We start from the raw sequence: 21,487 nt of genomic DNA on the forward strand, positions 1-21,487 counted from the left end.
ATTATGCCGCGCGGGATCCCTTGGCATGCCTGGAAGTGTGGCCTATCATCCGAACATGTGTTCGGTTTCGGGTCGATGGCGGCGGCCGGTGATGGTGATCGTGTGGGCGGCGGCTGTCGGCCCGCTCGTGCGCCGGGTCCACGGGAAGGTGGTCAGCCATGATCGACGTCGAGGCGATGCTGGTGGGCGTCGTCGCAGCCGAGGTGAGCGAGCTCCCCGATGCGGAGGTCGCGGCGCTGGTCGTCGAGCTGCGGCGGCTGGTCGACGCGACCGACGCGCTGTGGGCGCGGGCGCTCGCCGAGTTCGATCGGCGCGAGCTGTGGCGGGCCGACGGTGCCCGTTCGGCGGTGGCCTGGCTGCGGCGTGAATGTCGGCTGGTGCATCCGACGACGGTTTCGGCTCTGCTGGTCGCGCGGGCGGCGCGGGCCCTGCCGGCGACCGGGGGCGCGTTTCGCGCCGGCGACATCAGCTTCGAGCATCTGCGGGCGATCGCGCCGGCGGTGGAGCCCGCGCGCCTCGAGAGGGCGCGGCGGGCGGATCCGATCTTCGCCCGGGCGGCGTTGTGGATGAATCCGCGTCAGATGGGCGGTGTCGTGCGCACCTGGGTGCAACTGGCGGACGAATGAGGCCGTCGCCGTGGAGCCAGGCGCTGGCCTGGCGGGTCGGGGTGTGGTGGAGCTGGTTCTGGCGGAGCGTGCTCGGGCCGCCGCGGCCCCTGGGGCAGGGGGGTCGGGCGGGGCCCACTCGGGTCCGGGCCAGGTCGCAGCCGTGGGCCGTTACAGCGGGATGTTGCCGTGCACGTTCTTGTGCGCCCGTGCGTCGCCGAGGGCGCCCGCCAGGGCCGAGGCGATGACACCGCGGGTGTTGCCGGGTGTGATGACCGCGTCGATGACGCCGAGCTCGACGGCGCGGTCCACCCCGCCGACGGTGCGCTCGTGTTCCTCGGTGAGCTCGGCGAGCACGCTGGGTCGCCGCTGGGCCGGCACGTCCGCGAGCGTGCGTCGGTGCAGGATGCCGACGGCCGCCTCGGCGCCCATCACGGCGATCTGCGCGTTCGGCCAGGCGTAGACGGCGGTGGCGCCCAGCGAGGTGGAGTTCATCGCGATGTAGGCACCGCCGTAGGACTTGCGCGTGACCACGGTGACCCGCGGCACGGTGCACTCGGCGAACGCGTAGAGCAGCTTGGCGCCGCGGCGCACGACGCCCTCCCACTCCTGGCCGACCCCCGGGAGGTAGCCGGGCACGTCCACGAGCACGACCAGCGGCACCCCGAAGGAGTCGCACATGCGCACGAAGCGGGCGGCCTTCTCCGCGGAGGTCGAGTCCAGGCAGCCGCCGCGGCGCAGCGGGTTGTTCGCGACCACACCGACGGTGCGCCCACCGAGGCGGCCGAGGGTGGTCACGATGTTCGGCGCCCACTTCGGGTGCAGCTCGACACCCTCACCGTCGAGCACCGCACTGACCAGCGGGCGCACGTTGTAGGCCCGGCGCGGGTTCTCGGGCAGCAGGTCGGCGAGCTCGCGGTCGGGCACCTCGCCGATGTCGCGCTGGTCCGCGAGCAGTTCGGCGAGTTCCCGGGTGCGCTCCATCGCCTGTTCCTCGGAGTCGCACGTCACGTGCACGACCCCGCTGCGCTTGGAGTGCACCTCCGGGCCGCCGAGGCTGGTGGCGGTGCACTCCTCGCCGGTCACCGAGCGGACCACGTCCGGGCCGGTGACGAACACCTTGGCCTCGGGCCCCATGATGACGATGTCGGTCAGCGCCGGGCCGTAGGCGGCGCCACCGGCGGCCGCACCGAGCACCAGTGAGAGCTGGGGGATGCGCCCGGAGGCGCGGACGGTGGCGGCGAAGATGCGCCCGACACCGTCGAGCGAGGCGACGCCCTCCTGCAGCCGCGCGCCGCCGGAGTGCCAGATACCGACGACCGGGCAGCCCAGGCGCACCGCGGACTCGATGGCGTGGACGATGCGGGCGCATCCGTCGCGCCCCATCGCGCCACCCTGTACCGTCGGATCCGTCGCGAAGGCGACGACCTCGTTGCCGCGGACCAGACCATGGCCGGCGACCACGCCGCTGCGGTCGGTGGCCGCGAACACGGACAGCGTGTCGGGGTCGAAGAACCGGGCGAGCCGAGCCTCGGGCGTGCGTGGGTCGACTCGGTCGAGTGTGGACAGACTCACCGTGCGTCTCCTTGCCTGGACGGCGTCGGACTGGAATCGGCGGAAGGTCGACGGGCGACCGTCCGGGCCTGCTCGCCGGTTCCCGTCGGTTCACGGTCCGGCGACGATGGGCACCCGCCCGTGGGCTGGGTGTGGCCGTGCCAACAGGGAACTGCCCGCGTCACGGCGATAGGTAGCGCTGGGTGGCGGAGGAGGTCGGGGCGGGCCGCGGCGGTCTCGGTCGCGCTGTGGGCCGGTGGGCCGCGGCGTCGGCGGCAGGCCGTGCCGGGCGGTGGGATGCTCCGCCCGGCACGGCCCCTCACACCGTGAAGGCCAGACAGACGTCGTGGCCGCCGAAGCCGAACGAGTTCGACAGGGCCGCGCCACGGGTGATCGTGCGGTTGTCGACCGCGACGACATCGAGGGCGATCTCGTCGTCGAGCGCGTCGAGGTTGCGGGTCGCCGGGATGATCCGTTCGCGCAGCGCGAGGATCGTGGCGATCGCCTCGACCGCGCCGGCCGCACCCAGCAGATGCCCGGTCATCGACTTGGTGGCCGTGATGGCCACCTGGTCGATGTGGTCGCCGATCGCCGAGCGCAGCGCCACGGCCTCGGCGAGGTCGCCCGCCGGGGTCGACGTGGCGTGCGCGTTGATGTGCACGACGTCGGTGGCCGTGAGCGACGCCGAACGCAGCGCCGCTCGCACCGCCCGGGCCGCGCCCGCGCCCTCGGGGTCGGGCGCCGCGACGTGGTAGGCGTCCGAGCTGATCCCGGCGCCGGCCAGCACGCCGTGTACCCGGGCGCCTCGGGCCGTCGCGTGCTCGGCGGCCTCCAGCACGACGATCGCCGCGCCCTCGCCGAGCACGAAACCATCGCGGGCCTTGTCGAACGGTCGCGACGCGGTCTGCGGGGTGTCGTTACGGCGGGACAGCGCCTGCATCTGCGCGAAGCCGGCGATCGGCAGCGCGGCGATCGCGGCCTCGGTGCCACCGGCGATCACCACGTCCGCACGCCCGGCCCGGATGATGTCCAGGCCGAGCGCGATCGCCTCGGAGCCCGAAGCGCAGGCGCTGACCGGGGCATGTACCCCGGCCTTCGCCCCGAACGCGAGCCCGATCGTGCTGGCCGGGCCGTTGGGCATGAGCATCGGCACCGTGTGCGGGGAGACCCGTCGCGGTCCCTTCTCCCGCAGCACGTCGTGCTGGGTGAGCAGCGTCAGCACCCCACCGATGCCGGAGGCGACGCAGGCCGCGAGGCGCTCCTGGTCGACCTCGGGGGTGCCGGCGTCGGCCCACGCCTCCCGGGCGGCGACCAGAGCCATCTGCTGGCTGCGGTCGAGAGTGCGCGCCTCCACCCGGCCCAGGGGGAGTTCGGCCGCCAACGGCGCGGCGATCTGGACCGGGAGCTCGTCGATCCAGTCCTCGGTGATGCGTCGGGCGCCGGAGCGGCCTGCGAGCAGCCCCTCCCACGTTGTGGCGACATCGCCACCGAGGGGAGTTACTGCCCCGAGGCCGGTGACGACGACCTGCCTGGGGGTGGTGGTCATGCCGCCACACCCGCCCGCTGGATGTACGACACGGCGTCGCCGACGGTCTTGAGGGACTTCACGTCATCATCCGGGATCTTCACCGAGAACTTCTCCTCGGCGGCCACGACGACCTCGACCATCGACAGCGAGTCGACGTCCAGGTCATCGATGAAGGTCTTGTCCGGAGTGACGTCCGACGGGTCGACGCCGGCAACCTCTTCGAGGATGTCGGCGAGACCGGCGAGGATGTCCTGGGACATGGTGGTGCCTCCTGTGCAGTGGGGTCTGGCGGGTGCGCTCGCGGTCAGGCGACCGCTGCGGGCGCTGGCCGCGGGACGTGGGTCGGGGTCAGGGTGGTGGTGCTGGTCATGGGCAGCGCACGACCTGACCGCAGTAGGTCAGGCCGGCGCCGAAACCGAACAGCAGGACCGGGTCGCCGCGGCGGATCTCGCCGGCGTCGAGCAGGCGGGCAAGCCCCAGCGGAATACTCGCGGCGGAGGTGTTGCCCGAGTCGACGACGTCGCGGGCGACGGCGGCGTTCGTGGCGCCGATGCCCGTCGCGAGTGCCTCGACGATCCGCAGGTTGGCCTGGTGCGGAACGATACCCGCGAGCTGCTCGGGTGCCACGCCGGCCCGCTCGCAGACCTCCCGCACCGCCGGTACGAGCGAGATGGCCCAGCGGAACACCGACTGGCCGGACATCCGGAACAGGTTGTCGCCGCCGCCGGGCACCTGGATCGCCTCGTGACGGGAGCCGTCGTGGCCCCACACCGCCGGGCCGATCTCATCGGTGTCCGAGGCGCCGACCACGGTCGCGCCGGCGCCATCGGCGAGCAGGATGCACGTGGAACGGTCATCCCAGTCGGTGTAGTCGGAGAGCCGTTCGGTGGCGACGACGAGCACATGGCGCACACCGCCGCCGCGGACCATGTCAGCCGCGGTGGAGATGGCGTAGCTGAAGCCCGCGCAGCCGCCGTTGAGATCGAACGCGCCGGCTCGCAACGCGCCGACCCGGTGCGCGATCTGCGGGCCGACCCCGGGGATCTGCGACGGGGAGGTGCAGCTCGCGGCGATGACAAGGTCGATGCTGTCGGCGGTCAGACCGGCGGAGGCCAGCGCCTTCTCGGCGGCCACCGCGCCCATCACGGCCGTGGTCTCCTCGTCGTCGGCGATCCGGCGGGTCACGATGCCGGTGCGGGAACGAATCCACTCGTTGGAGGTGTCGACCCGCGCGGCGATCTCGTCGTTGGTGACCAGCCGGGCCGGGCGGTACACCCCGAGCCCGAGCATCCTGGCGCCGGTCATACCTGCCTCCCGACGAGCGCGTCGTCCTCGGCGGAGATGCGTGGTCGCACCCCGTCGGGCACGCTGGCCGGTGGGCCCGCGTGCTCGGCGATGAGGTCGCGGGCCGCGCTCAGGTCCTCGGGGGACTTCACCGCGAGGATCTTCACACCGGGCAGCTCACGGCGGGCGATCCCGGCCAGGGTGCCGGCCGGTGGCAGCTCGATGATCGCCGTCACCCCCCGTTCGCGCAGGGTGGCCAGGCACAGGTCCCAGCGCACCGGCGCGGCGACCTGGGTGACCAGCCGGGTGAGCAGCTCGCCGCCGTCGGCGATCAGCGCCCCGTCGGCGTTGGACGCGATGGCCACCTCCGGGGCCGCGGGACGAAGCCCGCCGGCCACCGCGGCCAGCGTCTCGCGCGCCGCAGCCATGTGGTGGGTGTGGAAGGCGCCGGCCACCGACAGGGAGCGCAGCCGCACCCCCGCGGGCGGTTGTTCGGCGAGTCGGGCCAGATCGGTCATCGTGCCCGCGGCGACGATCTGACCAGCACCGTTGCGGTTCGCGGCGGTCAGGCCCAGTTCGGCGAGTCGGGCGGTGACCACCTCGGGATCGCCGCCGAGCAGCGCCGTCATCCCGGTGGCCGTGCGCGCCGATGCCTCGGCCATCGCCCGTCCACGCAGCGCCACGAGCACCAGCGCCTGCTCGATCGTCAGCACGCCGGCGAGTACCGCCGCGGTGATCTCCCCGACGCTGTGGCCGGCCAGCACCAGCGAGCCGAGCTCGACGTCCGGGATCGCGGCGCCGTGCTCGGGAGCCGCCAGGGATCGAAGCGGCAGACCGAGTTGCTCGGCGGCGGCCAGGCCGCTGGCAACGATCAGTGGCTGGGCGATCGCGGTGTCCCGGATCGTCTCGGCCCCGGCGTCGCAGCCGGCCGCCAGCAGGTCGAGGCCCGCCGCGGCTGACCACCAGCGCAGTCTGTCCTCCACCCCGGGGAGATCGCGCCAGGCGCGAAGCTGTCCGGGAGTCTGTGCACCCTGGCCGGGTGCGAGGATCGCGAGCACCTGTTTACCTAACCCTTCGCGAGGACCACTTGTCGCTGGCGGCGACTCACCGATGTGTCGACCGGGCTTTGTAGACGTCCTACAAACTCATCAGTAGGACGAAGTGCATCGTTCCTGCTGCGCGTATCGGTCACCTTCGCGGGAAAGAGCAGCGAAATCGCCGGATGTGACGGGTTTCGCAGTGCGGTGCTCCGCGTGCGTGACGGTGGGACAAGTCAGACCTGCCCTGTAGATGACATACTGTCCAGCCGCCCCAGGACCAGCGCGACATGCAGGATGAACCGCTCCCGATGATCTGCGGGGTCGAGACCGCAGACGTCAGCCGCCTTCCGCAGACGGTAACGCACTGTGTTTGTGTGCAGGTAGAGGGCGCGCGCGGTGGCCTCCAGCGAGGAGCCGAAATCGAGGTAGGCGCCGGCGGTCTCCAGCAGCGGCGAGCCGGCGTCGCGCAGCGGTACGTACACCTCGTCGATGAGCGAGCGGCGGGCGTCGGCATCGCCGGCGAGGGCGAGTTCCGGCAGCAGCGCCCGGGCCCGCACCGGTCGGGGTGCCGCCGGCCAGGCCGCGACCACGTCGGTGGCGGCGAGCGCGATCCGCGCCGAGCGGGGCGCGCCGGTGAGGTCGGTGGCCACCGGTCCGACCACGACCGGTCCCGGCTCACACACCGGCAGCAGGGCCCGCGCCGCGTCCAGCGCGGTGCGCACCTCGATCTTCGGTGTACCCCGCCGGGCGGCGGCGGCGAGCCGGGCCGCCGCGGCGCCTGCCTCGCCTGTCTCGGCGCCACCGCCGCCGCCACCGACACCACCACTGCCCGCACCGCCGGCACCGCCACCCGCCGCGGCGGCGCCGGCGCCGGCGCCGCCGCCGTTGGCGGTCCCGGCCGGGATGAGGACCGCGGCGTCCTCGGGTCGTCCGATGCCGTCGTCCGCGGTGGCGAACGTTCCCCCGACGATCATCACCAGGCGGTTGTGGTGGACACCGGCCAGCAGCTCGAGGCCGGTCAGCCGGGCGAGGCGGTGCGCCTCGTCGACGACCACCTCCGGCGCGTCGCTGCCGGCCCGAGCGACGATCACCGTCACGGCTGGTGGGTTGCGCCACCCGGCCGCGGCGGCCCGCGACGGCAGGGCCCGGTCCGCCTCCCCCCGCACCACGTGATCGACGATGAGCGCCTCCAGCCGGGCGTCCCAGGCACCGCGCTCCTCGGCGGCACGGGCGTAGACGACCGCGCCGGCGAAGGCGATGTCGCGCGAGTAGCGCAGCACGTCCGCGAGCAGGCGCTGCTCCTCATCCGGCCCGACCAGGTTCGGCACCTCGGTCTCGATCGCCTCCACCGCGACCCGGACGAGATCCACCAGCCGACGAAACGTCACCGCCCTGACCAGTTCGCGTGGCGCGACCCGAAAGACGTCCTCGGACAGCTCCCGCGCGTGCTCCGGCCGCCGGCACCACCAGACGAACGAGGAGATCCCGGCCTGCACGACGAGCTGGATGCCGGCCCGGTGCCGTGCCGACATCGCCGGGAACCACGGCAGCACCTCGTGCATCCGGGCGACCGCGCGGGAGGCGAGCATCCCGCTGGCCAGCTCCACCCGCCGCACCGCCTGCTCGCTCGCCGGACCGGCGCCGAGCGAGCGGGACGTCGCCGTGCGCTGGTCGGGAAGGTCATCGCCGGCCGGCGGCTCGACGGGTGCCGGTCTGGCATCGTCGGGCGCTGGCGACTCGGACGCATCCGGGGGGATACCTGCCACGCTCGCCAGCATGCCTCAGCCGCGCCCGGTCGGGTCGGATTGCCGCTGTCAGGCGCGCTGGACGTCGAGGGACCAGTCCGTACGCGGTGGAGCGCGCACGGACCGAGGATGGACGGGCGGCCCCGGCAGCGGGGTGACGTCCATGGGTGATGCTGGGGGGATGCGAGACGTGAGTATTCAGGGTGACGCGATCCGGCTTGGCCAGTTCCTCAAGCTCGCCGACGTGGTCGACGCCGGTTCGGATGTCAAGGGGCTGCTGGCCGGGGGTGTGGTGCGGGTCAACGGCGAGGTGGAGAGCCGCCGCGGGCGTCAGCTCGTCCCCGGGGACGAGGTCGTGGTGGCCGGTCAGGAACTGCGGGTCGGCTGAGCGAGGGACCGGCGGTCGGTGCTGGTCGGGGGTCGGTGCTGGTCGGGGGTCAGAGCTGGTCGGCGTAGGTGCTGGCCCAGTCGTGGACGCGGGCGACGTAGTGGCGGGTCTCCCCGATGTCGGGGATGCCGCCGGCGGTGCGCACCGCGTCGGGGCCGGCGTTGTAGGCGGCGAGGATCAGCGAGATGCGGTCCCCGGGCAGGCCCGCGACCTGTCTGGCCAGCCGCGACTCGTAGTAGGCGGCGGTCGGGATGGCGTCGTGCGGGTCCATCGGATCGGCCCGCCCGTCCTGGTTGCCGTCCAGGCCGACCTCCCGCCAGGTGGCGGGCAGGAACTGCATGATCCCCTGGGCGCCGGCATGGGAGACGGCGCGCGGGTTGAACCGGCTCTCCACCCGGGCCTGCGCCGCGAGCTGAGCCGCGGTGAGCCCACCGCCGTAGCGGGCGACGGCGGCCTGGAACACGGGAACCAGATCCGCGGGGACGTGCCGGTTACGGCGCAGCACATCGCAACCCACCGAGGTCGACAGGGCCATGACGGTGAGCACCACGGCGATGATCGCTCGTGCGGGCACCGGCCAGGCGATCCGGTGCGGCGCGCCGGACCGGATCAGCCGACCAGTGTGGTGCGCAGGGCCGCGAGCTCCGCCTCGGTGACGCCGGACGCGCGGGCCCAGGCGGCCGGACCGCCCCAGCCTTCGTCGACCCCGGCCAGGAAGCCCACCATGACCTCTGGCAGGCAGGACAGCTGCCCGGCGCTGTCCGGCTTGATCTGGCGCTGGTAGGACGGCCGATCCGCCAGCCGGGCGTTGACCCGTTCGATCCGCTCGTTGGTCTGTGTGTAGTCGTCGATGATGGCCGAGCGTTCGACCCCGGCGATGCTCAGCAGCATCGCGGCCAGCACGCCGGTGCGGTCCTTGCCGGCGGCGCAGTGGAACAGCGCGGGGCCGGTATCCGAGTGGGCCAGCACCCGCAGCGCCGTGGCGACGGCGGGGCCGGCCAGGCGCAGGTAGTCCAGGTAGTGCTCCACCCGGTCCTGCGTTCTGAGGTCGCGCACGATCGCGGGGAAACGCGGATCGTCCGGCATCACCCATTCTCCGGGCAGGAACGACAGGTGGTGATAGGCGACGTCCTCCTCGGCGAGCAGACCACGCCCCTCGCGCAGCGCCTCCTCCTTGGCCCGCAGGTCGAGGACGGCGCGCAGCCCAAAGGAGTCGCGCAGCAGGCTGACGTCGCCAGGGGTGAGCATCTGCACCGAGTCGGCGCGCAGACAGGCGCCATAGCGGGTGAGGGAGCCGTCGACGGTCGGCAGACCGCCCAGGTCGCGGACGTTGTCGCAGCCTGTCAGATTGAACCAGCGATCCACGAGTCGATCCTAGGCCGCTCGTGTGCCCGGTCACCCACCCTTTCACGGCATTCAATCGACGGATTGGGGTCACCCAGGCGGCCCTTCGGGGCGCACGAGGCGCAGGTCGCCTCTCGTGGATCTTCGACCATCTTCGCTGTCCGTGCCCTCGATGAACTGTCACCGCGCAACCACCCGACGCGCACGTGGTGGTCCTGTCGCCGCCATGCGCGGTGGCGCCCCCCGATCCGTGCTCGCCCATGCGGCTATCACCGTGCCCAGCGACCACACTTCGGACCCTGACCGCGCCAGCCCCGGATCCACGAACGTCCGCCTAGCCGGCCAGTGGCGCGTCGCGCTGTTCCGGGGGCACCCCTCGGTTCGAACGGGACGACCCGGCCGGACCGTCCACGACGCCGCTGGCGTCCCCGGGACCCCGGGCGACAGGGGTGTCCCCGGTATCGCTGGCATCCCCGGTATCGCTGGCGTTCCTGGTGCCGCTGGCGTTTTCGGTGCCGCTGGCGTTCCTGGTGCCGCTGGCGTTTTCGGTGGTGGTGGACGCGTGGACGTCCTCGGTGATGACGGCGCCGGCGCCCACCACGGTCCGGTCGCCGACATGGCGCGGACCGACGATGCTCGCCTGGGCGCCGATCCAGGCCTGCGTGCCGACGGCGACCCCGCCGGCGATCCGGGCACCCGGCGCGACGGTGACGTAGTCGCCGAGCCGGCAGTCGTGCGCGACACTCGCGGCGATGTTGACCACGACGTGCCGGCCGGTGCGCACGTTCGTGGTGATGCTGGCCAGCGCGCACACGATGGTGCCCGGGCCGAGCCGGACATCGCCGCCGAGGTTCGCCCGGGGATGCACGAGGGTGGCCGGGCGCCGTCCGTTCAGCGAGGCGTACCGGTCGATGCGCTGGCGGGCCGCGGCGTCCTCGACGCCGATCAGGTAGTCGGCGTCGAGGCGGCCGAGCAGGTCCAGGCCGCCGAGACGTTCCGCGCCGCGGCGGGCCAGGGCCTTCGAGTCCTCGTCCGGCGCGGCGTCGTCATCGATCAGGCCGCCGGGGAAGTCGAGGAACCCGAGGAAGGCGTAGGGCGCCGGGGCGCGCGTGGCGTTGACGGCCTCCACCACATCCAGCAGTTCCCGGCCGTATCCGCCGGCACCCACGATCACCAGTGGTCGAGGAAGGCCTGGCACTCGCCGCACACTAGATTCGACACTCTCTGCAATCAACACAACACGCAGAGTGTCAATCTGGAGGCGTAGGCGGCCGGTCGCGCGGGGGTGGCAAAGGGGGCGAAGGGGGGAGCGGAGTGTCGGAGTGGTTGTGGTGGGTGACGCCGACTCGAACCGACTACTATTGGCATCCTTACAAACTCGAAGGGTGATGATCGGTGAAGGTAGTCGTGACGGGCGGGGCCGGCTTCATCGGTGCTCACCTGACCAGGGCGCTGCTCGCGGCGGGCGCCGAGGTGGTCGTGCTCGATGATCTGAGCACGGGCGCGGTGGCCAACCTCGCCGGGTTGCCCGTGCGGCTGGTCGTCGGCAGTATCACCGACCGGGCCACGGTCGAACAGGCCTGCCTCGGCGCGGACAGCATCGTGCACCTCGCCGCCCGGCCGTCGGTGGAACGTTCCCTGCTCGACCCGATGGCCACCCACGCCGTCAACGCCACGGGGACCCTGACCGTCCTCGACGTCGCCCAGCGGGACGAGACCCACGTCGTGGTCGTCTCGTCGTCCTCGGTGTACGGCGCGGGCGGCACCCTGCCCCGCGTCGAGGCGTCCCCCTGCCGGCCACGCAGCCCTTACGCCGCCTCCAAACTCGCGGCGGAGGGTTACGCGCTGGGCTACCGGGCCGGCTTCGGCCTGCCGGTGCTCGCCGTGCGCCTGTTCAACGTGTTCGGGCCGTACCAGTCGATGGGACATGCCTACGCGGCGGTCATCCCCGCCTTCATCGAGGCCGCGCTGGCCGGCCGCTCCCTGACCGTCCACGGCGATGGCCACCAGACCCGCGACTTCACCTACGTCTCCGGGGTCGCCGGCCTGCTGTGCGACGCGGCGCTACGCCGCCTGAGCCACCCGGACCCGGTCAACATCGCCTTCGGCACCCAGACCGAACTGCTCACGGTTGTCCGCGAGTTGGAGAGGATCTTCGGTCGCGCCCTGCCGGTCCGCCATGACGAGCCGCGCTCCGGCGACGTCCGTGACTCGCAGGCCGCGACCGCGACGATGCGCGCGCTGTTCCCCGACGCCGACGGCGTCGACCTCGCCACCGCTCTCGAGGCCACCGTCGCCTGGTACACCGAGCGCGGCCTCACTCCCACCCACTCCGTCCCCGCCGCCCGCTCCGCTGACACCGCCCATCCCGCCGACTCCTCCCGCTCCGCCCATCCCGCCGAAACCGCCGACACCGAACCCCCGGGTTCCGACTCGCGGTAGGTCGCTTCTCGTGGATGACCTCCGCCTGTCATCCACGAGATCAGCCACGGGCTGTCATGGCGAAACCGCAGGTGCGCGCATGGTGGTCCTATCGCTGCCATGCGCGCGGTGTCCCCCCGATCCGTTGGCGCCGTCGCCGTCCGCGCTGGACGTCTCCGTCCGGCGGGTTCACCAGGCCGGGCTCGCCAGGCCGGACTTCACCAGGCCGGGACTCACCAGGGAGGGCCCGCCGGCCGTTCTCAGGCGACGAACCAGGCCGGATGTGACGCGGAGTCCGTGGCCGGTCAGGACGGCGTCGTGGGACGGGCCGGATCGGAGCGCTGCTGGGTCGGCTGGCGGGGAATCAGCCCAGCGGCCGGGACGGGAACGGAAGCCGGGACGGACGTGGCGGCCGGGGTGGGGGCGGACGTGGGCGCGGGGGTGATGGCGGGGTGGGCCAGGGCGGCCAGACCGGCGAGGACCTCGGTGCGGGGGGCCCAGGGATCGAGGGCGAGGGCGGCGGCGGGGTCGAGCGCGGGCACGTCCACGTGGGAGATCAGTGGGTGGTGCGGGCGCCGGTCGGACTCGTCGTCGCCGAAGAGCTCCTCGTGCAGTTTCTCGCCGGTGACCAGTCCGGTGTAGACGATGTCGACGGGACGCGGTTCGCGGGCGGCCAGACGGCGGGCGACGTCGGCGATGCGGACCGGTTCGCCCATGTCCAGGACGAGGGCTTCGCCGGGCGCACCGAGCGCGGCGGCCTGCAGCACGAGTTGGACGGCCTCGGGGATGGTCATGAAGTAGCGGGTGACGTCGGGATGGGTGACGGTGAGGGGGCCGCCGCCGGCGAGTTGGCCGGCGAACACGGTCAGTACGGAGCCGTTGCTGCCGAGCACGTTGCCGAAGCGGACGCTGACGAAGGTGCCGGTCGCGGCGGCGGCGACGTGCGCGGTGAGACGCTCGGTGATCCGTTTGGAGTAGCCCAGGGCGCTGACCGGGTTCGCCGCCTTGTCGGTGGAGATGTTCACCAGCCGGTCGACGCCGCAGGCCGCGGCGGTGCGCAGGATGGTCAGCGTCCCCCAGACGTTCGTCTGCACCGACTCGCCGGGGAAGCGCTCGAGTAGTGGCAGATGCTTGAGCGCCGCGGCGTGGAAGACGACCTGCGGGCGACGCTGCTCGAACAGCCGGGTCATCAGGTCGACGTCGCGGATGTCACCGAGCACGATCGACTCGTCGTCGAGCATCGCCTGCCCGGAGATCGACAGCTGCACGGCGCGTAGGGCGGACTCGTCCCGGTCGACCATGATGAGTTCGGCGGGGGTGAAGGCGGAGATCTGTCGGCACAGTTCCGAGCCGATGGAGCCGCCGGCGCCGGTGACGAGCACCCGACGGCCGCTGAGGTAGCCCGCGGCGGCGGTCATGTCGGTGGCGACCTGGCGGCGTCCGAGCAGGTCGGCGAGGTCGAGGTCACGGATGTCGGCGACGCCGACCCGGCCGTCGATCAGGTCGGCGACCCGGGGTACGACCTTTACGGCGAGCCCGGCGTCCTCGGCGATTCTGGTGAGCTCCCGCAGCAGGTGTGCGTTCGCGCTCGGAATCGCGACCAGCAGGGTGCGGGCGCCACTGGCGACGGCGGTGGCGGCGATCGCCTCCCGTCCGCCGCGCACGGGCACGCCGAACAGGCGCAGGTTGTGCAGTTTCGGGTCGTCGTCGAGTAGCGCGACGGGGTAGTAGGGACTGTCCGCGGTGCGCAGCATCGCCGCCAGCGCGCTTTCGCCGCCGGCTCCGGCGCCGAAGACCAGCAGTGGTTCGGCACTGGCCCGGTCGGGGCGCAACAGCTGCTCCTCGACGAGCCGCCAGGAGTACCGGACCCCGAACATCACCACCAGGGTCACCGTGCCGCCCAGCGGCGGAACGCTCAGGGGCATCGGCCGGGGCGAGCCGAACGCGGCGATGACGATCGTGAGTCCGACGATCGTCGCGACCACCGCGACCAGCAGGCCGAGGATCTCCTCGAAGCCGCCGAACCGGTAGCGCCCCAGATAGAGGTGCAGGGCGGTGCCGAGGAAGTGGAGCAGGCAGACCGCCAGCGCGCAGATCACCCAGAAGCCGAGGCTCGACAGCGCGCCGAGGGTGAAGTCGAACCGTCCGATCTGCGCTGCGGTGAGTCCGAGGACCATCGCCAGGCTGTCGAGCGCGATCTGCAATCCGACACGCTGGCGCAGCTCCAGGCGCGACACGCGCCGCGCGAAGTGCGCCGTCCACCGAGCACCTACCGCGCCGTCTACTCTACGTCTCCACATGGGGTCATAGAGTAAGGGTAACGCAGAGTAAAAGAATGACTACCCACCGAGTATGTTGGGGGGGTACTCAATGACGGTGGGTGGTCGGGGTGTTCATCCCGGGAGGGTGGTCGACGAGTGGAACTGCGCGACTATGTCCGCGTCCTTCGCCGCAGCTGGATGCTCATACTTGCCATCGTGGTTCTCGGCGGGGGGCTCGCGGGCCTGCTGACCTGGCGCTCCGCGAAGGTGTACGCGGCCTCGGTGACGATGGTCGTCTCCTCGCCGGACAACGCCGACGGCGCCGCGTCCGCCTATCAGGGTGGTCTGCTGTCCCAGCAGCGCGTGAAGTCCTATGCCAACCTGGTCGCCAGCGACCGGGTGGCGGGTGCGGTCATCGACAGACTGCGCCTGCGCATCACGCCGGAGGAGCTGCGTTCGAAGATCATCGCAGCGGCGGTGCCGGACACGGTGCTGCTCAAGGCGACTATCCAGGATCGTGACCCGCGCCAGGCACAGGCCATCGCGGACGCGGTGGGGACAGAGTTCTCCCGCGCCGTCGCCGAGATCGAGGCGCCCACGGACTCGGAGAGTCCACCGACGGTGCGGGTCAGTGTCTGGGAGCGCTCGAAGCTGCCGACCTCGCCGGTCTCGCCGCAGCCCACCCGCAACTACGCGCTGGGCATCCTGCTCGGACTGATCCTCGGGGTCGGCGCGGCCGTCCTGCGCTTCCGCCTGGACACCAGCCTCACCGGCCAGGAGGACGCGCGGGAGGCCACCGACCTGCCGAACCTCGCTATGATCATCTTTGACGCGGACACCGCGCGGCATCCGCTGATCACCAGTGCCCGCCCGCACTCGGCCCGCGCGGAGGCGTTCCGCCAGCTGCGCACCAACCTGCAGTTCGTCGACGTCGACGCCGACCCGCGTTCGATCATCGTCAGCAGCGCGGTACCCGGCGAGGGCAAGACGACCACCGTCTGCAACCTGGCGATCAGCCTGGCGCAGAGCGGCCACCGGGTCTGCCTGATCGAGGGCGACCTGCGCCGCCCGTCGTTCAGCGCCTACCTCGGCGTCGAGTCGGCCGCGGGCCTGACCTCGGTCCTCATCGGCGCCGCCGACCTGGACGACGTGCTACAGCCCTGGGGCGAGGGTCGGGTCGGCTCCGGACGCATCGAGGTGCTCGCCTCCGGACCGGTCCCGCCCAACCCGAGTGAGCTGCTCGGCTCGCGCAACATGGCCGATCTGCTCGACGTGCTGCACGCCCGGTTCGACTTCGTCCTCATCGACGCCCCGCCGCTGCTGCCCGTCACCGACGCGGCGGTCCTGGCCAGCCGCGCCGACGGCGTCCTGCTCGTCGCCCGGATCGGCAAGACCCGTCGTGAGCAGCTGCGCCAGGCCGCCGACGCGCTGCGTGCCGTCGACGCCCGGGTGGTCGGCACCGTCCTGAACATGGTCCCGACCAAGGGTCCGGACGCCCACTACTACGGCCAGTACAGCAGCTACGTCCAGCATGGACGGCACACCCGGGGCGCCGAACGGGCCCGTCGCTCGGCCGCCACGGAGGCCGGCGTACGCCCGTCGCGGCCGTCCGGGACGAGCTACCCCCTGTTCGGCTCCGACCCGGACGCCACCCCCGCCCACCCGGACACCGAGGACGCGGCCGCCGTCCGCATCCGCAGCACGCGGGACGCCTACCTCGACGCCGACGACAGCACCGGTAGCGACACCACCAGGGCCGCCGATCCTGACGCGGCCGAGCTGGAGGATGCCGAGCTGGAAGGTGCCGAGCATCGGGCCGGTGGGCGGGCGGCTCGCGGGTCCGACCAGGCCGGTTCGGCGGTGGGTTCCGCTGGCGGACGACGGCGTGGTGCCGGCCGCGGGGGGCAGCCCGGCGGTGGCCGAGGTGCCGCGGCGGGGGTCGCTGTGCCGTCCGCGCGTGAACCGATCGATGCCGAACAGCCCAGGCAGCAGCCGGCCGGTGCCGCCGCGGGCACGCGGGTCGGCATCCCGGCCGGCCGGGTGGCGGCGAAGCCGACGTCGGCCGAGCGGTCCCGGCCCGCTGCGGGTCGAGGCGACCGGCCGGACGCCGCCGACGGCGACCCGCACACGACCGGGCCGGCCGGCGCCGACGCCGGCTCGGATCGGTGACGGCGCGGGCTTCGGGGGAACCGCAGGAACCAGCACCACCAGCACCACCAGCACCACCAGCACCACCAGCACCACCAGCACCACCAGCACCCGCGTCACCAGCGACGCGGGTGCTCGACCCGGGCGCGACCCGTCTGGAGCCGCTGCACACCGACCTGGAGCCGCCGCACACCCACCTGGGCGAGCCCCAGGCCATCCCTCGTCAGCCCGGCGCGGACACCGCCCCGGACACCACCTCAGCCATCCCCGTCCCCGTTCCCGCCGCGGTCCCCGTCCCCGGGGCGGCCGCGGCGCCGGTGACGTCCACGGACGATCCCGGCACGCCGCGGGAGCCCAGCGCCGACCGTCGCACGGGCGAACCGAAGGACCCCACGGGGCCGGGGGAGCCGGGGCCGGGCTGGTGGGCTCGGCATCGCCGGCTGGTCGGGGGCACCATCGTGCTCGGCGTCGTGGTGGTGGGGCTGCTCGGCTGGGTGGGGGTACGCGCCCTGCTGGTCCGGGCCCAGCTCGACCAGGCGCGCGAGCGTGTCGCCGTGTTGCAGCAGCAGGTGCTGGCGGGCGACCTGCCGGCGCGGGCGCAGCTGAGCGCCCAGGTCGCCGCGATCGGTGAGAAGGCCCGGGCCGCGCGTGCGCTGACCGACGACCCGGTCTGGTCGGCCTTCGGGCACGTTCCCTGGGCGGGCTGCCCGTTGCGTTCGGCGGCCCAGCTCGTGCGGGCGTTCGACACGATGGCGGCGACCGGACTGCCCGCGGTGGCCGACCTCGGTGACGATCTCAACCCGGCTCGGCTGCGGCGGCAGATGAGCATCAACGTGGACGCGCTGGCCGCGGCCCGGGTCCCGGCACAGCGGGCGACGGCGGCGCTCGACGCGCTGCGGGCGGCCGCGCAGGCCAGCCCACACTGCGGCTGGACGGGCCGGATCAGCGGTGTCGACGCGGCCCGCGCCGAGGTGATCCAGCGCGGCACCAGCCTCTCCGACGCCCTGGACAGCGTGGCGCTGGCGGCCCGGATCGGCCCGGCGATGCTGGGTGCGCAGGGGACGCGGCGCTACCTGTTGATCGTGCAGAACCCGGCCGAGTCCCGGGCGAACGGTGGCATCATCGGCGGTTTCGGCCTGCTCACCGCGCGGCGAGGCGAGCTGTCCCTGGATGACATCGCCGGTAACGGATCGCTTCCCGGCGGTCCGACCCAGGCAAACCCCGCGGTGGCCCTGAACGGCCCGTTCGCGGCGCGCTACGGCGCGTTCTGGCCGGACCGGGTGTGGGCGAACGCGAACCTGACGCCCGACTACCCGACCGCGGGCCGCCTCTACACCGGCCTGTACCGGGCCGGAACCGGCATCGATGTGGACGGCACGATCAGTGTCGATCCGACCACGTTGGCCTATCTGCTGGCGGCGAGTCGTCCGGCGGTGTTGCCGGACGGCGAGGTGGTGACCGCCGGTTCTCTGGTCGATCTGGTCGAGTCGAAGGTGTACGCGCGCATACCGACGGTGGCCGGCCGCGACCGTTTCTTCGCCGAGGTCGGCCAGGCCGCCTACGCGGCGGTGGAATCGGGCAGTGGGAACACGCCGAAGCTGCTGACCGCGCTGTCCCGCGCCGCCCGCGAAGGACGACTGCTGGTGTCCAGCAACCACGCTGACGAGCAGGACGTTCTTTCCGGGACGGCGTTGGGCGGCGCGCTGCCCACCGGGGACGGCCCCTACCTCGCCGTCGTCACGCAGAATGCGACAGCGAGCAAGCTTGACTACTGGCTGCGACGCAGAGTCAGTTACCAGGTTCAGCGAATGCCCGGTGGCGGCGGCGCCGTGACCATCGTGATCAAGCTGACCAACACCGCCCCCGACGGCCTGTCGGCCTACGTCCGCAACCGCGAGGACGAGCCGAACCCCAACGGCAATCCCCTGGCGCAGAACAACATCTGGCTGTCGATCTACACCGGACGGGGCAGCCTGTTCGCCGGCGCCCAGATGGACGGCCACGCCATCGGCATGGATGCCGGCACCGAGAGTGGCCTGCCGGTCGTCTCCACCTATCTGACTCTCGACCGCGGTGTCACCCGCACCCTGACGGTCAAGGTGCTCGAACCGCATGCCGGGCCGGTGGTGGCTGTCCGTCCACAGCCGCTTCCCGTCCCCGAGGAACTTCTCGTCCAGGGTGTCCAGGTCGTCCCGCCATGGTCACGCAGAGTTACTAACTAGCTCCTGAGGTCATGGACACGGAGAGTAGTTCCTGCGTACTCTCCGTCACGTCAATCGTTCATCTACTTGACGTGATCATCCGCAGGGAGTGCCTGTATGAAGTTCCGACCTCTCGGAGCCGCAGTGCTGGCCGGCAGCGGCATGGTACTCGCCGTCCTGCCGGCGGCTTCCGCATCGGCTCTCGACCTACCAGTCGTCGCCCCGCCGGACGTCCACCTGCCCATCTTCGGCCAACCGGTCCCCACCCAGCCGGACCCCGCTCAGGTGGCTGCTGCCCGGGCGGCTGCTGCTCAGGCGGCTGCCGGCCAGTCGCTGATCGGCGGCCCGGCTCTCGACAGGCCGATCCTGGACAAGCCGATCCTGGACAAGCCGATCCTCGGCGACGACAGGGCCTACCCGCCCACCAACTGCTCGGGACTGATCGGCCCGGGCTCCGTCAGCAAGTCCGTGGTGCTCGCCGGCGAGAGCGTCGTGTTCAGCGGCTGCGGATTCATCCCGGGACGCCCCGTCAACATCAAGATCAACGGCGAGCTGATCAACACCGTGATCGCCGACGCGGCCGGACGCTTCGCCGTGCCGGTGAACTTCCCGACCGCAGGCCAGCAGAACCTGGTCGGCAGCGACATCGACCCACGCATCGTCAACGCCTCCGTCACCGTCATCGGTTTCGGCAAGAACGGCATCGAGGGCCTGCCGTTCGACCCGGCCTGGGTCGCCAACTTCATCGGTGGCTTCCTTGACAAGGACGGTCGCCACCACGACTGGGACGACGACAAGCACGGCGGCGGCGGTGTCGCCGACGAAGGCTGCTTCGGCGGCGTCAACAAGGACGGCAAGGACGTCAACAAGGACGTCAACAAGGACGTCAAGGACGTCAAGGACGGTGGAAAGGACGGGCTGAAGGAGGCCCAGGCCGCCGGCCTCGACGAGGACAAGGTGACCGGGGACAAGGTCACCGAGAACAAGGACGGGGACTGGCTGTCCCAGGTCGGCGACTGGTTCTCCGACAAGAACAAGGACTCCGACAAGGACAAGGACAAGGACTGGGACAAGGACAAGGACAAGGATGGTGACGGCCACGGCGGTCCGAACTGCGTGGTCGCGGGGGTCGGCGTCGGTGTGTTCGGCGCTGGCGGCGGTCCCGGTGGTGTCGGTGGTGTCGGCGGCGCGGCCGCGACCCCGGCCGGCAGCACCCTGCCCTTCACCGGAGTCCAGACCGGGGCCATGGCCTCGATCGCCGTCGCCCTGCTCGGCGGCGGAGCACTGCTGCGGGTAGCCGCCCGTCGGCGCCGGATCGCCGTCACCAGCACCGGCACCGCCACCCGCACCGAAGCCTGACCCGATCCGTTCCTGACCCGATGCGCTTCCTGCCAGCCCGGTCGCTGACCAGGCTTGGTACCGACCCGGGGCGTCCCTGACCCGACACCCGGCTCGTCGGCTCCCTCGCATGACGGCCATGCCAGGCATGGCCCTGATCGTTGGTCGCGCCGTCTGCAGCCTGCGGTCCCGCGGCGCACGGCGATGACCACCCGGCCGCCCCCCGACTGATGCGGGGGGCGGCCATTCTCGCGTGGGTCGCTGTTCGGTCGCGATGCTGGTCGGGCCGCGGTCGGCGAGGGTGGCGCGGTGTGGGGGTGCTCAGCGCAGCGGGTCGAAGGGGGCGAGGTCCGTGGTGGGGGTTCCCGTGGTGATCGCTTCGGCCAGGAGTCTGCCGGTGACCGGTCCGAGCGTGATGCCCCACATCCCGTGGCCACCGGCGACGAAGACGCCTGGTGCGGTCGTCCGGCCGATCAGGGGCAGGCCGTCCGGGGTGCAGGGGCGTGGGCCGACCCACTCGTGGGTGCGTACATCCAGGTCGACGCCGGCCAGCAGGCCACGGCTCGCCTCGACCACCGCCTGGATGCGACGCGGGTCCGCCGGCGCGTCCGGGCGGCGGAACTCCATCATCCCGGCGACGCGCAGCCCGTCCCCGACGGGTGTGCAGGCCACCCTGGACGCGGGAAAGTAGATCGGTCCGACCGGCGGCCGCGGCGTCGCCACGTGAAAGCTGTATCCCCGCCCCGCCTGCACCGGCACCCGCACCCCGAAGGACCTGGTCAACCGCGGCAGCCATGCCCCGGTCGCCACCACCACCGCGTCGAACCGTCCGCCCGCCGCGGAGCCGTCCGCCGCGGAGCCGTCCCCTGTGGGGACGGTGTCCACGACATAGCCCGCCCCCGCGGCGTGGACGCCGTGTACCGGGGTGGACTCGTGGATGATGCCGCCGCGTGCACGCACCGCGTCGGCGAGCGCCGCGACGAACCGTCCCGGATCGAGGTACCGCTGCCCGTGCACCTGGGCGACGTGGCGGACCTGCGCGCTCAGCAGGGGTTCGAGATCGCGGGCGGCGAGGGGGTCGAGTACCTCGACGTCGACGAGCTGGCCCGCGGCGCGCACTCCGTCCAGCTCGCGCAGCAGTTCGTCGAGGTCGGCGCGTTCCCGGTAGCCGGCGAGGAACGGCGCGGCCGCCCGGGTCGGTGCGTCCACCCCACCCGCCGCCAGCTCGTCGAACGCCTCGAGTGCCGTACTGGTCAGCGGGGCCAGCGCCCGCATCGCGCTGCGCCACCGCCGATGCGTGCTGTGCCGGACGAACCCCGCGACGAACCGGGCCAGCCGCGCATCGGCCACCGGTGGCACGTACACCGGTGAATCCGAGCGCCACAGCACCCGCAGCCCGTAGCGCAGTACCGCCGGGTCAGGCAGTGGTGTGGCGAGCCCCGGCGTCAGCCAGCCCGCGTTCCCCCACGACGACCCCGCCCCCGCCGGCTCGCCCCCCGAGGTCAACCGGTCCCGGTCGAAGACGACGACCCGCACCCCTCGTTCCTGCAGGAACCACGCGACACACAGCCCGACCATCCCCCCGCCCACGATGGCGACCTGGTCCGGCACCTTCCCGTTACGCCCCTGC

17 protein-coding genes are annotated in these 21,487 nt (G+C 72.5%); 6 read left to right on the forward strand and 11 right to left on the reverse strand.

Going from position 1 to position 21,487, the window contains the following annotated elements:
* Positions 1 to 158: 158 nt before the first annotated feature.
* The gene (locus MXD59_RS10900) at positions 159 to 626 is read left to right on the forward strand and encodes a DUF222 domain-containing protein (RefSeq protein WP_248824572.1); all 468 of its coding nucleotides are present in this window, start codon (positions 159 to 161) and stop codon (positions 624 to 626) included.
* Positions 627 to 776: 150 nt separating this feature from the next.
* On the opposite strand, the gene MXD59_RS10905 is transcribed toward MXD59_RS10900, so the two are convergent.
* From MXD59_RS10905 to MXD59_RS10930, 6 genes are all read right to left on the reverse strand, one after another.
* The gene (locus MXD59_RS10905) at positions 777 to 2,180 is read right to left on the reverse strand and encodes an acyl-CoA carboxylase subunit beta (RefSeq protein WP_248824573.1); all 1,404 of its coding nucleotides are present in this window, start codon (positions 2,178 to 2,180) and stop codon (positions 777 to 779) included.
* A gap of 298 nt (positions 2,181 to 2,478) precedes the next feature.
* A complete protein-coding gene (gene fabF, locus MXD59_RS10910; RefSeq protein WP_248824574.1) occupies positions 2,479 to 3,705 on the reverse strand; it encodes a beta-ketoacyl-ACP synthase II in 1,227 nt (408 codons plus the stop codon).
* Positions 3,702 to 3,947 (reverse strand): acyl carrier protein, encoded by a 246-nt coding sequence (locus tag MXD59_RS10915; RefSeq protein WP_163548692.1) that lies wholly within the window; start codon positions 3,945 to 3,947, stop codon positions 3,702 to 3,704. The genes fabF and MXD59_RS10915 overlap by 4 nt, the downstream gene beginning before the upstream one ends.
* Before the next feature lie 106 nt (positions 3,948 to 4,053).
* Positions 4,054 to 4,992, reverse strand: a complete 939-nt coding sequence (locus MXD59_RS10920; RefSeq protein WP_248824575.1) for a beta-ketoacyl-ACP synthase III — start codon at positions 4,990 to 4,992, stop codon at positions 4,054 to 4,056.
* Positions 4,989 to 6,029: an ACP S-malonyltransferase gene (locus MXD59_RS10925; RefSeq protein ID WP_248824576.1), complete on the reverse strand. Its 1,041-nt coding sequence runs from the start codon at positions 6,027 to 6,029 to the stop codon at positions 4,989 to 4,991. The genes MXD59_RS10920 and MXD59_RS10925 overlap by 4 nt, the downstream gene beginning before the upstream one ends.
* A gap of 215 nt (positions 6,030 to 6,244) precedes the next feature.
* Entirely contained in the window at positions 6,245 to 7,777 is a 1,533-nt protein-coding gene (locus MXD59_RS10930; protein WP_248824577.1) for a PucR family transcriptional regulator, read from the reverse strand.
* A gap of 160 nt (positions 7,778 to 7,937) precedes the next feature.
* Between MXD59_RS10930 and MXD59_RS10935 the strand changes: the two genes are divergently transcribed.
* On the forward strand, positions 7,938 to 8,144 hold the full coding sequence (locus MXD59_RS10935; protein ID WP_175084788.1) for an RNA-binding S4 domain-containing protein: 207 nt from the start codon (positions 7,938 to 7,940) through the stop codon (positions 8,142 to 8,144).
* A 49-nt stretch (positions 8,145 to 8,193) separates the two neighbouring features.
* On the opposite strand, the gene MXD59_RS10940 is transcribed toward MXD59_RS10935, so the two are convergent.
* From MXD59_RS10940 to MXD59_RS26380, 3 genes are all read right to left on the reverse strand, one after another.
* Positions 8,194 to 8,679, reverse strand: a complete 486-nt coding sequence (locus MXD59_RS10940) for a lytic transglycosylase domain-containing protein (RefSeq protein WP_248824602.1) — start codon at positions 8,677 to 8,679, stop codon at positions 8,194 to 8,196.
* A gap of 74 nt (positions 8,680 to 8,753) precedes the next feature.
* A complete protein-coding gene (locus tag MXD59_RS10945) occupies positions 8,754 to 9,509 on the reverse strand; it encodes a tyrosine-protein phosphatase (protein WP_248824578.1) in 756 nt (251 codons plus the stop codon).
* A gap of 313 nt (positions 9,510 to 9,822) precedes the next feature.
* Positions 9,823 to 10,686 carry an LbetaH domain-containing protein gene (locus tag MXD59_RS26380; protein ID WP_308301689.1) on the reverse strand — a complete coding sequence of 288 codons (864 nt, stop codon included), beginning with the start codon at positions 10,684 to 10,686 and terminating at the stop codon, positions 9,823 to 9,825.
* Positions 10,687 to 10,883: 197 nt separating this feature from the next.
* On the opposite strand from MXD59_RS26380, the gene MXD59_RS10955 reads away from it, so the two are divergent.
* On the forward strand, positions 10,884 to 11,930 hold the full coding sequence (locus MXD59_RS10955) for an NAD-dependent epimerase/dehydratase family protein (protein WP_248824579.1): 1,047 nt from the start codon (positions 10,884 to 10,886) through the stop codon (positions 11,928 to 11,930).
* 284 nt (positions 11,931 to 12,214) lie between these two features.
* Here MXD59_RS10955 and MXD59_RS10960 read toward each other — a convergent pair whose 3' ends face one another.
* Positions 12,215 to 14,209 (reverse strand): nucleoside-diphosphate sugar epimerase/dehydratase, encoded by a 1,995-nt coding sequence (locus MXD59_RS10960; protein ID WP_248824580.1) that lies wholly within the window; start codon positions 14,207 to 14,209, stop codon positions 12,215 to 12,217.
* A 117-nt stretch (positions 14,210 to 14,326) separates the two neighbouring features.
* Here MXD59_RS10960 and MXD59_RS10965 point away from each other — a divergent pair, with 117 nt between their 5' ends.
* From MXD59_RS10965 to MXD59_RS10975, 3 genes are all read left to right on the forward strand, one after another.
* Positions 14,327 to 16,339 (forward strand): polysaccharide biosynthesis tyrosine autokinase, encoded by a 2,013-nt coding sequence (locus MXD59_RS10965; protein WP_248824581.1) that lies wholly within the window; start codon positions 14,327 to 14,329, stop codon positions 16,337 to 16,339.
* Between the two features lie 110 nt (positions 16,340 to 16,449).
* Positions 16,450 to 18,540: a DUF4012 domain-containing protein gene (locus MXD59_RS10970; RefSeq protein WP_248824582.1), complete on the forward strand. Its 2,091-nt coding sequence runs from the start codon at positions 16,450 to 16,452 to the stop codon at positions 18,538 to 18,540.
* Between the two features lie 96 nt (positions 18,541 to 18,636).
* Positions 18,637 to 19,878: a hypothetical protein gene (locus MXD59_RS10975; protein WP_248824583.1), complete on the forward strand. Its 1,242-nt coding sequence runs from the start codon at positions 18,637 to 18,639 to the stop codon at positions 19,876 to 19,878.
* A gap of 300 nt (positions 19,879 to 20,178) precedes the next feature.
* On the opposite strand, the gene MXD59_RS10980 is transcribed toward MXD59_RS10975, so the two are convergent.
* Positions 20,179 to 21,435, reverse strand: coding sequence for an FAD-dependent oxidoreductase (locus MXD59_RS10980; RefSeq protein ID WP_248824603.1), 1,257 nt, complete (start codon positions 21,433 to 21,435; stop codon positions 20,179 to 20,181).
* Positions 21,436 to 21,487 lie beyond the last annotated feature (52 nt).

This window comes from Frankia umida, from assembly GCF_023242945.1.
GTDB classification, from domain to species: domain Bacteria; phylum Actinomycetota; class Actinomycetes; order Frankiales; family Frankiaceae; genus Frankia; species Frankia umida.